Here is a 15283-nt window from a genome sequence, read left to right on the forward strand (position 1 = left end):
TGAGAGTACATTCCATTTTTTCTTGAATCCGTTAAGTAACCTTGTTGTTATTTGAGAAAGCTGAACTAGTGTTATAAGCTATAACGACTAGTAGAAGCGCAAGACAGACTTCTTTATCGGGAGGGATGACAGTGACAACAATGAAATATGAATGGCGGAAAAGGGATAAAGAAATTTATCTACCTAAAAACAAACCAATATTAGTAGATATTCCACCGATGAAATACTTTGTGTTGAAGGGAAATGGCAATCCTAACAGTGAAGCTTTTAAAGAGGCTGTTCAAACATTATACGCATTGTCATATGCTATTCGAATGATGCCGAAGAAAGGATTTACAACGGAAGGCTATTTTGAGTACACGGTATTTCCATTAGAAGGAATTTGGGATTTGGATGAAATCGGAAGACAATTAGATCAATTGGATAAAGATCGATTAATATATAAATTAATGATACGGCAGCCTGAGTTCGTATCACACGAACTCTTTATAATGGCCAAAAATGTCGCAGAAAAAAAGGTATCGGAAAAATTGTTAAATCAAGTTACATTTGAGGAAATTAAAGAAGGATTATGTGTGCAATGTATGCATATAGGGAGTTATGATGACGAACCAAGGACGTTTGCCATGATGGATGAGTTTAGTATAGAAAAGGGTGTACATCGTATTGACAAAAGACACCGAGAAATATACATAAGCGATGCACGAAAAACATCTGTTGAAAAATTAAAAACAGTCTTAAGATTTAAGGTATCGAACTAATTACTTAGTAGTGCACTTTTCTAAAGCTCTCAGGGAATTTGGCGTCACGGTGAACATTAAACGATGTCATTGCATTAAGATAGAGGGAGGGTTCCAAAAGGGTTAGGCCTTTTTTGAAACCCCGCTCTGACTGTTTGATATTTATTGAGAAACAACTGGTTCTATTTTTAGATCATCGTGTTTAACAAGTGCATGCTTCTCCCATTTTCGGCTCTTCCACCTGAAAAACATGATAAATGCCCGTGTCCACTCATCAGCTGCAATCGCAAGCCAAATCCCCGGTAAACCAAGATCAAGATGGAAGACAAAGAAATATCCTAGAGGGAGACTCATTCCAACCATTGAAAGTGCACCTATCAAGACTGGATATCTGGCATCTCCTGATGCACGCAATGAATTGATTAGAACGATGTTTATCGTACGACCCGTTTCAAGAAGGATGCTTAATAAGAGGACACTTGCACCCATTCGAATAATCTCAGGGTCATCAGAGAACAGTCCCATCAATGGTTTTCGAAGTAGAATAACAATTACTACCATAGAAAACGTAACGGCCAATGCCCACTGGACGCTTTTCCACACCCGAAAGTACGCGTCATCTTGCCGATTTCCACCGACATAACGACCGACTATAATTGCTGTTCCCATCCCAATTGCCATAGCAAACAAGTAAATGAACATAGAGATGTTTGTAGCATATTGCCTTGCTGCTAGCGAGCTAGCACCGAGATAGGTTGCATAATATAAGAACACGATTTGACATGCTTGATACATAATTTGCTCAAAGGCAGATGGCAAACCAATTTGTAGTATTTTACGAATGTACTCCCATGATAAAGTGAAATAATACTCCAGCCTCACGCGAACTTCCATCACTCGATACAGAAGCCAAAAGAATACAAGCAGCGCAAGAAATCGGCTAATGACTGAAGAAATAGCCGCACCTTGAACACCTAACTCAGGAAAACCAAATTTCCCGAAGATGAGTGCATAATTTCCTAGTATATGAATCACGTTCATCCCAAGTGAAACAAACATCGCTTCCTTCGTGAAACCATGAACGCGAATAATGGCAGCCAATGAATTAATAATTGCTTGTAGGAAAATGGCTCCTCCAACAATCTTTAAATAACTTTGTGCATAAAAGAGAATATCACCTGATAAGTTCAAACCTTGCATCATTCTCTCACTATAAAAAACAAAAACAATGCTTATCATGATACCGACTATTAAATTAAGGACAACTGCGATTGCTGATATTTTAGCGGCTTCCATAATTTTTCTTGAACCGATATACTGAGCAATAACGATGGCAGCACCATTACCAACCACTTCTAAGATAAGGATGGCAATATGGAGATATTGATTGGCAGCACCTACACCAGAAACAGCATCATCAGAAATTGCACTCAACATAAACGTATCGACAATCCCCATTAACATAAATAGAAAAATCTCTAAAAAAATAGGCCATGTAAGAGAGAATAGATTAAAATCCTTCTGCATCTTCGTTGAATTTTTAACCAAAATTTCACCTTCTTACTCTATATACTGTTTAAAACAAATAGTATCGTATCACAGTTCAATTACAGATACACCTACTTTTTGAAATGTTTCCAAAAAATAATTATTTCTACATTAACTCACACCCTTTTTTGTAGGAATAGGGTAGAAGTTGAAGATTCTTACGTACTTCCTTGTGCAAAGACGTGTATTTGCGTTATCTTAGAATCACAAATCTAAATATAAAGGTGTGCGTACTTTTGCGAATTAACAAATATATTAGTGAGTCAGGGATTACATCAAGACGGGGTGCCGATAAGTGGATTGCTGAAGGAAAAGTGACAATTAATGGTGTAACAGCTGAGCTAGGCAGCCAGGCTGAGCCAGGTGATGATGTGCGAGTGGATGGGAAACCGGTTATCATCGAACAACAAAGTGTATACCTTGTTCTCAATAAACCAGTAGGCATTACGAGCACGACGGAAAAACATATTAAAGGAAATATTGTTGACTTCGTGAACCACCCATTGCGGATTTTTCATATAGGGAGACTTGATAAAGATTCAGAAGGGTTAATCTTGCTCACGAATGATGGAGATATCGTAAATGAAATTCTACGATCTGAAAACAAACATGAGAAAGAATATATTGTACAAGTAGACAAGCCAATCACCGACTCATTCTTAAAGAATATGGCTTCAGGCGTAGATATATTAGATACGACGACTCTTCCATGTAAAGTCATTCAACTTTCTAAAAACAGTTTCAAAATAATACTGACACAAGGCTTAAATCGGCAAATTCGCCGTATGTGCTCTGCTCTTGATTATCAAGTAGTAAGTTTGCAGCGAATTCGTATCATGAATATTAAGCTTGGTGGGCTTGCAGTAGGACAGTGGCGTGATCTCACTAAGGCTGAAAAGGAAGAATTATTTTCTGAGCTCAACTACACGCCTCGAAAACGATAATTCTATAAAGTGAAACTTCAATCAGGCTTTTACGGGCAGTTATCCCCCACCTCCTACGCTTCTTGAATGCTTCTAAGCCTTGAGCTGGTGGTTTTACTGCCCGTTAATGCGGGACAAAAAAAGGGTGTCCCAAAAGCAAAGAGTCAGACCCCGCAACAACTAAATACCGTATAAGATAAGTGTATGAAACACTACATACTGATTTAGAGTGCGAGGTCAGACCCTTATGAGACTCTTTCACGATTATGACTTAGGTATATTACATGTAACAACTATTTCACGATCTATCACATGAAACTTGATCTGTCCATCATATCTTTTGACAATTTCTTTTACAATAAATAACCCCTGTCCTCTTATCTTGCCTGCCTTTTCTTTCTTCGTTGAAAAGCCTCTTTCAAAGATATTCTCTATCACTTTTTCATTCATAGCAGGTCCAGTGTTTTTCACTTCAAATAGGTATTGGCCGTTACTTACATTACAGGCTACTTTAATTCTCCGATCGGGTTCTGGAAGTTCAATTGTGGCCTCAATCGCATTATCAATTAAATTAGACAGAATTTTTATCAAATCAGTCGACTTAATGTTTGAAAATGAATCATTGGATATATCAAACTCGATTTCTATTGTATGGTTTTCTGCGGTAAGCTTTTTTGTTTCCATTAATACAGATAAACCTGGGTTGTTTACATTCAAGTTAATATTTTCAATCGCATGTACTTCTTTAAAGAGATGTGCTAAATACTCTAGAGCTTTTTCATGTTTGCCTAGCTTCAACAAACCATGGATGACTTGGATATGGTTAGAAAAGTCATGTCGTAAAGACTGCACAGAAGCGATTAAGGAACGGAACTCCAATTGATATGTTACTTCTGTTTCGCCCACTTCTTTTTTTAACTCCCTTTGGTACCATTTTTCGATGATTAAAAAGGACAAAAGCAAGACTACTACGAACAATCCGTTAAAAATCAGCATATTTGCATTATTCTTTAATACATTGTCACCGATATGATTGAGCGCTTCTGTACTTATATCAATGGCTAGAAAGCCGATAATCTCGTTTTGGTTATCAATAATAGGCGCCCCAACGGTAAAATATTGTCCAAATACTGGATCATTAATAACGTTCGTATAAAATGTTTCCCCCTTATATGCTTGTGCAACCTGCTTTTCTGGAACGGTACACACCAATCCTATTTCTACATTCCCTGAATTTGGCATCCCTGCTACCATGACTCTCGATATTCTAGGATTATCGACCGCTAGTGAATAGAGATGCAAAACACCAATCTTTTCTCTCACGTCATCAAAGTACTCTTTAAGCGCATTATATTCTTTCCCTTTTACTGGATTTTCAAGAAACTTCTTGTACAACTCTATATCCATAGAAGCAGCGATGCTCTTTGCTCTCTCCACATTGTGGACAGCAATCGATTCTTCTATCGTCTTTTTAATAGTAAAATAAGATGCAAGTATATTCACACCTGTGAAGAATACGACTAAAAATAGTGCCAATCCAAAAATCAATTTTACTTTTGTTTTTTTCATATGAACGTTTTTTCCAACCTTTATTATGGATTTCTAGAGCAGATAAAGTGAAACTGTCTTATATTAACTTAATGATATCGCACGTTTATTCTACTATATTTTAAAAGGGTTACATAAAAAGAACGCTTTTCTAAATATCCAAGGGAAGGTAAAACGCAATAATGGAAGGAATAGTAACACCTATCCTTCCATTGAAATATTACATATTTCCCCAACGATAGAGTGAAACTTCAATCTGTGGGGGTTTTATTGCTCGTTAATGCGGGATAAATCCCCTAGTAGGGCGTTAGCTCGCCTTTAGCCATGGGGATGGTCAGTTAATATACTTTTCGCCGACAAGAATGTCCATAATTTCATCTGTCGGAATGATGAATTCTACTGAGCCCATATAGCCTGGTGCTACCTCAAACTGATCAAAGACAATAACTAACTTGTGCTGTTTATTAATGTAAAATTTTTGATTTCTATCAATTTTTTCAAATCTTACCGGATCGTCTTCACTAACCCAATAAATTTTATTCGGATCTGCTTTCATCTGCTCAGCTATCTGAGCCTTGATATTTTCACTTAGTACATCTACATAGCTGTCATTTTTAAATAAACTTTTTAAGGTGAGTAAGACTTGATTTTTTTTATCTATTGTATCGAACTGCATTTCCGTAGAAGAAGATGCCTGAGTAATGACGTTATAGCGGCGAATTGAGAATATAGTATCATTGTCAGTCAGCACTTCATACCCACTAGTGACAGCCATATTTACATTTTCTCCTTCTTTAAGTTCTGCCAACGTGTTTGTAAACTCTTGATACAATTGCTTACTTTCTTCAATATATTTTTCATTCAATGAAGCTTCCAGACCTGAATTGTCCAAACCGGAAATCGCGGGTACTTTAATATCCACACTTGCATGGTTATCCTTCTCTTCTTTCCATTCCTGGAACGTAATTACGTCAATGACCTTGCCGATAATCGGAATATCTGACATCGCGTTGGCAGCTGAAGGACTCAAATTGACCGTTGTCATTAACAAAATAGCGGCAGCGACTGTACCTATTGACCATTTATATGCTACTTTCTTCTTTTTAGCAGGAGTTTGAAGCGCACGATTGATAACATCATCCAACTCCTCTGGAATAGGTATGTCCATATAACGATCTTTTAATTTTTCTAATTTCTTATCCATTTTTCTATGGCCCCCTAGGATCGATTAATCCATTTTAATACGCAGTAATTCTAGCGCTTTATACAATCTCGTTTTGATAGTATTAATGTTTTCTTCTAAAATTTTTGCAATTTCTTCTAGCTTAAAATCCTCAAAATAACGAAGGATGATGATCGATTTATATTTAACTGGCAATTCGTCCATCGCCTTTTGTAAGTCAATATTTTGATAGTCATCCACATGGCCTTGAATAAAAAAATCTAACGTATCTACATCGGTAAGCGTCACTTTCTTTTGTTTGCGTAAAAAATCCAATGCCGTGTGAATGATAATCTTATAAAACCAGCTGTTAATCGACTGAGTATCATTAATCTTGTCGACAGAGATTAATGCCTTTTTAATCGATTCTTGAATAATATCAAGGGCGTCATCTTTATTTTTTACATAGCTAAAAGCTAGCCGATAGTAGTTTTCTTTTTTTTCAGTAATTGTTGTGATAAGTAATTGACGGATATCCTGAATCATTACATGAAAGAGCTCCTTTTCTTGAAGTTGGTACGTACCATTTGATGTTACATTGGATAGACGTGTGAAAATCTAAAAAAGTTTGTACCGTCAATAAAAAAACATTAGTAAAGTTTACATGTTAAAAAAAGCAAGAAATTTGTAGTTTCTTGAAACAAATCTTTTCCTCTAAACGTCTATCTGATAGACTGATAGTATAAGGGGACTCGTAATATGAAAATCAAAATGAACCAATTAAAAAGAATTAAATTTAAACGTATTTTTACGTTATTAGTATGTATATTCGTACTAGTATTATCCATAAGATATGTTATTTCTGAAAGAGCGCAGGCCACAGTAAAAAAAGAGACAGAAATTTTTACAGATGAAAAGTATCCGACAGTAGAAATGCAAACATTGATTAAAGACCAAACTCATGGGGGATATTCAGTTAATTATCCAACATTACAAATAAAAGAGATTGATCACACCTTAAAGGCTTATGTAAATGAAGAGATCGCCAACTATCAGCAAGCGATTGCACAGAAAAGAATCCCAAAGAAAACATCAACTGAGTTAACAATTACATACGATATCACTCATTATAGTGAACAAACGATAACCATTTTATTTAATGAATATCGATTTACTGGTGGTAAATTAGGAGAGCCGTCAATCCAAACATTTACCTTTGATCTTCCATCACAAAGACTGATTTCATTACAAGATATCTTCTATGAAAATAGTGATTATCTGAACAGTTTATCGATGATTGCTTTTACCGAATTGAAGAAGAGTAAAAAACTTGCAGAATCAGAGACTTTAAAAGCGAAAACTGAACCGAAGCTTGAAAATTTTAGCCAATTTTCTATACTTGGAGATACCATCGTCTTGTACTTCCAGCCATTTCTGGGATCAAATGGGTATTCTAAAACACAATCAATTGCTATTAAAAAGGCTGTATTTGATTCCATTCTTAAAGATTCTTACAAGAACACCAAAACGAACAAAAACAAGATTAAAGAAACTCCACCCATTCATATTGTGACGGAACTTCCAAAGCCAAGTGGAATTGACCCTACTAAAAAGGTTATCGCCCTTACCTTTGATGACGGTCCAAGTAAAGAACCAACAGCTTTAATCCTCGATGCATTGAAAGAATCTAATAGTCACGCCACATTCTTTGTACTTGGAAGTCGCGTTCAATACTATCCAGAAATCATTCAAAGAATACTTGAGGAAGGCAATGAGGTTGGCAATCACTCTTGGGATCATCCGCAGCTGACCCGCTTGACCGAAGAACAAATCAAACATCAAGTGTTGGACACCCAAGCAATTATTAAAAAAGTAAGTGGGTATGAACCCATTCATATTCGTCCGCCTTATGGAGCGATTAACGACAGCGTTCGTCAATACATAGGAGGAATGGGCGTTTCCCTCTGGAATATAGATCCGGAAGATTGGAAAACACGAAACAAAGATCATATTGTTCAGTCAGTATTAAGCAAGGTTGCGGACGGTAAGATTATCCTCATGCATGATATTTATGCCACAAGTGCCGAAGCTGCCGTCGAAATCATTAAACAGCTTAAAGCACAGGACTATCAATTAGTGACAATTTCCGAGCTCGAGGAAGTGAAAAAACAGCGAAAAGAGGCTATTCCAGGTAAGGGATGATCAAGGCACATGCTTCCAAGCCAGAGCCTGTACATATTCCTGCCAAACTATGTCGCACGATAAAGTAGTAAAGTCAAAAACCCCCGCCCAGGTTTTATTATAGGCGGGGGGTTTTTGGCTTGTTTAAAGAAGGTGAATGATCGTACAAATGCCCTACATGATATGGACTATATTTCGGGTAGGGCACACTCTATGAGCAATAAGAGTCAGAAATTTCAAACGTGAACCTTTCGTATTAAAATTTCATGAATCTTTTTCTCTAGGTTATCCGTATTAGCTAATGAAGCAATAGGACAACTAACTTTAAAAGGGGATGCTTTATGGGTAACATCTTTCTATTTACACTCATTATCGGGATCTTGTCTTCACTTATTCTTTTACCTATTTACAAACGTGAAAAATCAAGTAAAAAAGAGGATAGACAGCCAAAAGTTGTTTTTTTAATAGCTGTGGTGATCTTGTTAGTACTCATTATGTTTTCATTCTACTATCTAACTAATCTGGATAGAAACCTATCTTCTTTATGGCTGTTAGCAATTCTTATTACCGCTGTGGGAGCAGTACTCGCAACTGGTAAGGAAAGAATAATTAAAGCCGTTCTATTCGTTGGATGTCTCATCATCGCAGCCTACTTCCTAACGGCAGGTCTGTTTAATGCAGATGAAAAATATGACAAGGTAAAAATGGCAGAGGAAACAGAAATCAAAACGTTCGATGAGAAAGCAACACCTGCTAGTGTTCCACCACAATTTGCACGCAATAAAATGAGAAAGGCATTTGGCCAAGTCCCAAATACAAGCTATTACGAGCTTGGAAGCCTACAAATCCAAAAGGTAAACGAGGATTATGTCTATATTGCGCCTGTTGAATTTTCGGGAATTTTCAAATGGTGGAAAGGAGAACAAACTCCTGGCTATTTTACTTTAAGCGCTACTGATTCTACAGCTAACCCTAAATTCGTAAAGGAAGAAATGGTTTTCACTCCTTCCTCTTATTTTAATAAAAACATTGAGCGTCATATTCGGATGCAATATCCAAAACATATCTTTTATGGGGATGCACAATTAGAGATTGACGATGAGGGAAAACCTTATTATATCCGTTCGTTCGGCGAATTTATTTCTGCCCGTAATGGATTTTCCGTTAAAGGTCTTGTCGTAGTAAATCCTAAAGATGGTGAAACAAAAGCGTATAATTTAGCTGATGTTCCCGAGTTTATAGATGGTGCTGTTTCACCTGAAGTAGTCAGCTTACAAAACAGCTATTTTGGGAACTATGTCCATGGATTTTGGAATAGTAAATTTGGTAAACAAGACGTGAAACTCCCTTCAGACGAAGGAACGGAGTCCAATGTAACGCCAATCTTCAGTGAAGATGGCGAAATGTATTACTTCACTGACTTCACAAGTCCAAAAGAAGGTGTGGATTCCATGCTTGGTTACTCACTTACTAATTCAAGAACTGGAAAAGCGACGTACTATACGGGTAACCTTGAAGAATCGTACATGGATTCGCAGGGAGCATTGCAAATTATCGAAAAGAAATTCATTGAAAAGAAATGGCATGGGGAGATGTCTGTTCTTTATAACTTTTACGGTGAAGCAAGCTGGCTAACACCTGTACTTGATTCTAACGGTTTTCTGCAGAATTACTTTATCGTATCTGCAGCTAATCCGGAAATTTCCGTATATGGAGTCACTCCCAATGAAGCATTAAGACAATATAAGACAGCCTTGCAAAGAGGTGGAGGAACGGTCGACGGAAGCTCCAAAGCAGAGGAAAGGCAATTAAGTGGAACCGTGATACGAGTGTATAAAGAAAGGGCTGGAGACTTTACTGTTGTTTCCTTTTTATTAAACAACCACCAAAGCTATGTCATTTCCTCTGAAAAAAGCCCAAAATCCATCTACTTAAAAGAAGGAGACAAGGTAAACGTTACCTACTTAGAGACCGGTGAAGAATTCTTGCCTGCGAAAGATCTAATGATTGAGGGACTGGAATAACCTTATTCTATTAGAAATGCAAAACACGATGAAGTGATTAAAGCCTTCATCGTGTTTTGCATTTCTAATTTAGTTGACTTAATTTGAAGCTTTTCTTCTTTCAGCTAAATCAGTAGCAAGTTGGATCGTACGTTTCTTATTCAATGGATATAAGAATGTTAAAATTAAGAACACGATTAGAAGGATGATCGCCGGCACTAAAGTAGCTAGTGTATGAATACCATCTAATGCACCTTGCGTTTGTGCTTCACGAGTTGCATCATACCCAACAGCTGCAATCGCAAAACCACCAACACCACCAGCAATTGCTTGGCCCACTTTACGAGCAAATGAATAGATAGAATATACCGTTCCATCTTCACGTAAGCCTGTTAAGTATTCATGGTAATCAATCACGTCTGTTACGAATGCCCAAACTACTAAATTAAAGAATCCATATCCAAACATTGCAACAGTTAATAGAGAAATAAATTGAGTAGCAGATATGTTAGGTAAGAAGTATAGAAGAGCATATACAACGGCTGCCAATAACACACCTGCTGCTGCTACTTCTTTTTTACCAAACCTAGCAACTAATGGTTTCACCATTGGCATAGCAATAAATGTAGTGGCTGTTCCAAGAAATCCTACGATACTTAATGCTGCAGCCGTACCAAAATAATCTTTAAATAAATACACGTTAACTGCGCCCATAAGCATGAAACACACTAAAAATATTAGAGCTGAGGCAAGAAGCCAAATTAACGGTTTGTTCTTCATAAGACCTTTTACTGTTTGGCCTAAATTACCTTTTGGCTTTTCAGTTTCAGATGCGACAATACGTTCAGTCGATAATTTATAACATGCCATATAACAAGAGATAGAAAGAATACCAAAAATAATGGCTCCCATTAGAAAACGGTCTGAATCTGCCTTATTATCTACAAATAAGATCAATGGGCCAACTACATTAATAATTAGACCTGCCATCGCACCACCCAAAGCTCTGAAAGTGGATAAAGATGTACGTTCAACAGGATCACTCGTAATGACAGACGCCATTGAGCCGTAAGGAATATTAACAGTACTGTACAAAGTTCCCCAGATAATGTATGAGACAAAAGCATATGCCAGATAAAACCCGTCAGACATACCTGGAATGTGCACAAACATTAATACACCTGAAATAACGAGCGGAAATGACATTCTGAAAATCCACGGTTTAAATTTACCATTTTTCCCTGATTTTCTTGTATCAATGAAACGACCCCATGTAATATCCGCTACAGCATCCCATAATCGTGCTACTAAAAAGAGTGTCCCTACAGTGGCTGCATTAATATGAAAAACGTCTGTGTAGTAAACCATTAAGAATGAAGCAACAAGAATAAAGAAGAAATCATTCCCGAAATCACCGAACAAATAACCAAGTTTATCTCTCATACCAAATTTTCTGTTTACCCCATTTGTTGTTCCTGTTTCTTGAGCTAGTTTCCTGGCAGCTTGACCCATCTCTTACCCCTCCATTTAAAAGAAATATTAACCAACAACCCCTATAAAATTCCCAATTTTCAGTTAGTAAATTATAAATAATTACCAAATCAGGAACTAACCACACGCAGATTTACCTTCCCCAATGAGGAATGTTGTATGCTCCGTGTTTGAAAACCCTTTCAAGTCTGTATAAAAAAATTTAAATGCATCCCGAGATAGGTAGGTAATTAGTTTAATAAACTAATTAACTACTGTATAAGTAGAATAGCACCCTCCATTCCTTTCGTCAATAATATTTTTGTAAGCGTTATAAAAATTATTTTTCAACAAAATAATAGTAAATTTGTTTATCGTTTATAGTTTGTTTATGAACGCAATATGAAGCAAAAATACGCTCTCCGCTCTTTACAATGATAAACAGCTTCATATCCAAATGCTTCCGTAATAAGTAGCTAGAATAGAGCCTTACTGATAACACCCCCATTTGAAAAGACGATGTTAAATCAAATCATTGATAACATGGTTTTTGACTTATACGGAGGAAACGATATGCCACTCCTTTAAAAAGGACTGATTATTAATTATTTACAGCAACACGATGAGAATCAGCCCTTTTAACTGGACATCTTAATATGACCACCTACCTAATCATTTGTTGATTTAAATCCCTATTCCGCTTTTTAAAGATTTCATTATGTGAAGAGACCATTGCACTTTTACTAGCGTCAGGTTGTATAAATTGTTTAGCCCTGTTAACGGCGTTTGCTGCATCTTGGAAAGCACCAGCAATTAAATGGACTTTCCCCTCGTATTGTAGAATATCTCCACAAGCGTATAGTCCATCTATTGAAGATTCGCTAGTAGCATTGCCTGCAATATAATAATTTTCTGCTAGAGCAATATTTAATTCACTATTTTCAAGTAGTGCCGCATCACGTTCATAGCCATGATTAATAATGACTTCATCAATTGGCAAATATGAAACCTTTCCTGTTTCAGAATTAGTCAGTTCGACACGTTCAATGACTTCATGATTCTCACTAGCCATTAGTTTTGTTATTGACGTATTATAGAAACAAACTGCAGAACTTTGCATTAATTGTGTTACTTGTGCTTCGTGGCCTGCTAATGCATCCTTCCTATATGTTACATACACTTTTTGGGCAATCGGCTCTAACTCATTGGCCCAATCGATTGCAGAATTACCTCCACCTGAAATGATCACTGTTTTATCCCTGAATCGTTTTAAAGACTCTACTGTATAATTTAAATTGGTTACTTCAAATCTTTCCGCACCTTCTAATTTTAACTTTTGCGGATTCAATATTCCACCCCCAACAGCAACAATCACTGTTTTCGAGTAATGTGTTTGGCCAGAGGAAGCTTGTAAGACAAAAATGCCATCTTCATTACGGCTGATCGACTCTACCTTTTCATTCAACACAACTTTTGGGTTAAAGGTCAATCCTTGCTCAACAAGTTGTTCAATTAATTTTGCTCCTGGTATGGGTGTCAGGCCTCCAACATCCCAAATCATTTTCTCAGGATATACATGAATTTTCCCACCTAATTGGGGTTGATATTCAATAAGCTTCGTTTTCATTTCTCTAAGTCCACTATAAAAGGTTGAGTAAAGCCCCGCTGGCCCTCCTCCAATCACGGTCACATCAAATAATTCTTGCTGTTCCATCCCATTCACTCCTCAACACTTAATTATTAATGATTATCATTCTCAATAAAGAATACATCCTATTCTTTACTTTTGCAATAAAATAATGGTTGACAGTAGAAATAGATAGATTTATATTAGGTATGTATTTGAAATTGATAATCATTATCATTAGATTAAACTTAAATGTTCCAAAAGGAGGTTGCAATGTGGCACGCCTATATACAGATGACCTAAACATTGGTTATGGGGAACGGTTAATTGTAAAAGATCTCAATATAGAAATTCCAGATAAAAAAATTACTACCATCATTGGTTCCAATGGCTGTGGAAAATCAACACTATTAAAAGCTATCACTCGAATTATTCCACATCAATCTGGAGCAGTCGTGTTAGATGGAGGAAATATCTCAAAAGAGAGCACGAAAATACTTGCAAAAAAAATGGCGATTCTGCCGCAAACACCAGAGAGTGCAAGCGGATTAGCAGTTGGAGAACTAGTATCGTATGGCCGCTTTCCTTATCAAAAGGGCTTCGGTCGCTTGTCGAAAAAAGATTATGAAGTCATTGACTGGGCACTTGAAGTCACAGGAACGAAGGAGTTTAAATACCGTTCGGTAGATGCACTTTCAGGCGGTCAACGTCAACGTGTTTGGATTGCTATGGCTCTTGCTCAAGAAACCGAAATGATTTTTCTAGATGAACCTACAACTTATTTAGATATGGCGCATCAGTTAGAAGTTTTGGAACTTTTGCAAACACTAAATAAAGAACAGAAGCGTACAATTGTTATGGTCCTTCATGACTTAAACCAAGCTGCCAGATTTGCTGACTATATTATCGCATTGAAAGATGGTGAAATCGTTAAAGCAGGAAGTTGTGAAGAAATTATTACCCAAGATGTATTAAGAAAAGTATTTCAAATCGATGCTGAAATTGGCAGAGATCCAAGAACAAATAAACCAATGTGTTTAACTTATAATTTATTAAAAGGAGATTCATATCATGAAGAAACTATTCTTTCCGATTACCCTACTACTATTGCTAGTTATTAGTGCATGTAGTAATAACACAACACAAGATGAGAGTAAAAAGGATGCAAATCAAGAAAAAAATCCAGAAACCATTACATACGAATCTGAAGATGGGCCGATTGAGGTTCCTGCTGATCCACAGCGTGTAGTTGTGCTTTCCAGCTTCGCTGGGAATGTAATGTCATTAGGAGTTAACCTTGTAGGTGTCGATGACTGGTCTAAGATGAATCCAAATTTTGAAGAAAAACTTAAAGGCGTTGAAGCAGTAACAGATGAGAGCTTAGAAAAACTAATTGAATTAAAGCCCGATTTAATTATCGGTTTAGACAATGTTAAAAATATTGATAAGTTAAAAGATATTGCTCCAACTGTAGTATATACATACGGTAAAGTAGATTATTTAACACAGCATATTGAAATAGGCAAACTGTTAAATAAGGAAAAAGAGGCACAAGCTTGGGTTGATGATTTTAAACAACGTGCACAAGCTACCGGTGAAGAAATTAAAGCCAAAATTGGTGAAGACGCAACTGTTTCTGTCATTGAAAACTGGGATAAACAGCTATATGTTTACGGCGATAATTGGGGTCGTGGAACGGAAATTTTATATCAAGAGATGAAATTAAACATGCCAGAAAAAGTTAAGGAAGCAGCCTTAAAAGATGGTTGGTATGCATTATCGTTAGAAGTACTTCCTGAATTTGCTGGTGATTATGTAATCTTCAGTAAAGATTCAGATACAGACAATTCATTCCTAGAAACAGATACGTACAAGAACATTCCAGCTGTTAAAAACAATCATGTGTTTGAGGCAAATGCTAAAGAATTCTACTTTAATGACCCACTAACTTTAGAATTACAATTAGACTTCTTTAAAAAATCATTTCTAGGTAACTAAATTTTAGACAGAGGATATCCCATAAAAAAAGGGTTAAACCCTATTATTGGGGCATCCTCTTTCATTTTCCTGCATTAACGGGC

General features: G+C 36.6%; 12 protein-coding genes. 6 read left to right on the forward strand and 6 right to left on the reverse strand.

The genetic code is table 11. From position 1 onward, the window contains the following. Window positions 1-140: 140 nt before the first annotated feature. Window positions 141-761: a GyrI-like domain-containing protein gene (locus tag AC1MGI_RS04575; RefSeq protein WP_480349702.1), complete on the forward strand. Its 621-nt coding sequence runs from the start codon at window positions 141-143 to the stop codon at window positions 759-761. Between the two features lie 141 nt (window positions 762-902). Here the strand turns inward: AC1MGI_RS04575 and AC1MGI_RS04580 are convergent, their stop codons facing one another. After that, window positions 903-2267: an MATE family efflux transporter gene (locus tag AC1MGI_RS04580; protein WP_480349703.1), complete on the reverse strand. Its 1365-nt coding sequence runs from the start codon at window positions 2265-2267 to the stop codon at window positions 903-905. Between the two features lie 257 nt (window positions 2268-2524). Here AC1MGI_RS04580 and rluF point away from each other — a divergent pair, with 257 nt between their 5' ends. Beyond that, window positions 2525-3232, forward strand: a complete 708-nt coding sequence (gene rluF, locus AC1MGI_RS04585; protein WP_480348749.1) for a 23S rRNA pseudouridine(2604) synthase RluF — start codon at window positions 2525-2527, stop codon at window positions 3230-3232. 243 nt (window positions 3233-3475) lie between these two features. Here the strand turns inward: rluF and AC1MGI_RS04590 are convergent, their stop codons facing one another. The 3 genes from AC1MGI_RS04590 to AC1MGI_RS04600 all read right to left on the reverse strand — a co-directional run bounded on the left by AC1MGI_RS04590 (window position 3476) and on the right by AC1MGI_RS04600 (window position 6467). Further along, entirely contained in the window at window positions 3476-4780 is a 1305-nt protein-coding gene (locus tag AC1MGI_RS04590; protein WP_480348750.1) for an ATP-binding protein, read from the reverse strand. Window positions 4781-5093: 313 nt separating this feature from the next. Then, entirely contained in the window at window positions 5094-5963 is an 870-nt protein-coding gene (gene rsiV / locus AC1MGI_RS04595; protein ID WP_480348751.1) for an anti-sigma-V factor RsiV, read from the reverse strand. A 24-nt stretch (window positions 5964-5987) separates the two neighbouring features. Next, window positions 5988-6467, reverse strand: a complete 480-nt coding sequence (locus AC1MGI_RS04600) for a sigma-70 family RNA polymerase sigma factor (protein ID WP_480348752.1) — start codon at window positions 6465-6467, stop codon at window positions 5988-5990. Window positions 6468-6680: 213 nt separating this feature from the next. Between AC1MGI_RS04600 and AC1MGI_RS04605 the strand changes: the two genes are divergently transcribed. Beyond that, window positions 6681-8123 carry a polysaccharide deacetylase family protein gene (locus AC1MGI_RS04605; RefSeq protein ID WP_480348753.1) on the forward strand — a complete coding sequence of 481 codons (1443 nt, stop codon included), beginning with the start codon at window positions 6681-6683 and terminating at the stop codon, window positions 8121-8123. A 320-nt stretch (window positions 8124-8443) separates the two neighbouring features. Next, the gene (locus AC1MGI_RS04610; RefSeq protein WP_480348754.1) at window positions 8444-10126 is read left to right on the forward strand and encodes a hypothetical protein; all 1683 of its coding nucleotides are present in this window, start codon (window positions 8444-8446) and stop codon (window positions 10124-10126) included. 78 nt (window positions 10127-10204) lie between these two features. On the opposite strand, the gene AC1MGI_RS04615 is transcribed toward AC1MGI_RS04610, so the two are convergent. Then, the gene (locus tag AC1MGI_RS04615) at window positions 10205-11617 is read right to left on the reverse strand and encodes an MFS transporter (RefSeq protein WP_480348755.1); all 1413 of its coding nucleotides are present in this window, start codon (window positions 11615-11617) and stop codon (window positions 10205-10207) included. Window positions 11618-12239: 622 nt separating this feature from the next. Continuing rightward, window positions 12240-13289 carry an NAD(P)/FAD-dependent oxidoreductase gene (locus AC1MGI_RS04620; protein WP_480348756.1) on the reverse strand — a complete coding sequence of 350 codons (1050 nt, stop codon included), beginning with the start codon at window positions 13287-13289 and terminating at the stop codon, window positions 12240-12242. A gap of 188 nt (window positions 13290-13477) precedes the next feature. Here AC1MGI_RS04620 and AC1MGI_RS04625 point away from each other — a divergent pair, with 188 nt between their 5' ends. Further along, entirely contained in the window at window positions 13478-14323 is an 846-nt protein-coding gene (locus tag AC1MGI_RS04625; RefSeq protein ID WP_480348757.1) for an ABC transporter ATP-binding protein, read from the forward strand. Beyond that, complete coding sequence (locus AC1MGI_RS04630; protein WP_480348758.1) at window positions 14274-15200, forward strand: iron-hydroxamate ABC transporter substrate-binding protein; 927 nt, start codon at window positions 14274-14276, stop codon at window positions 15198-15200. The genes AC1MGI_RS04625 and AC1MGI_RS04630 overlap by 50 nt, the downstream gene beginning before the upstream one ends. Window positions 15201-15283: the final 83 nt, after the last annotated feature.

The organism is Peribacillus sp. BM1, from assembly GCF_056679975.1.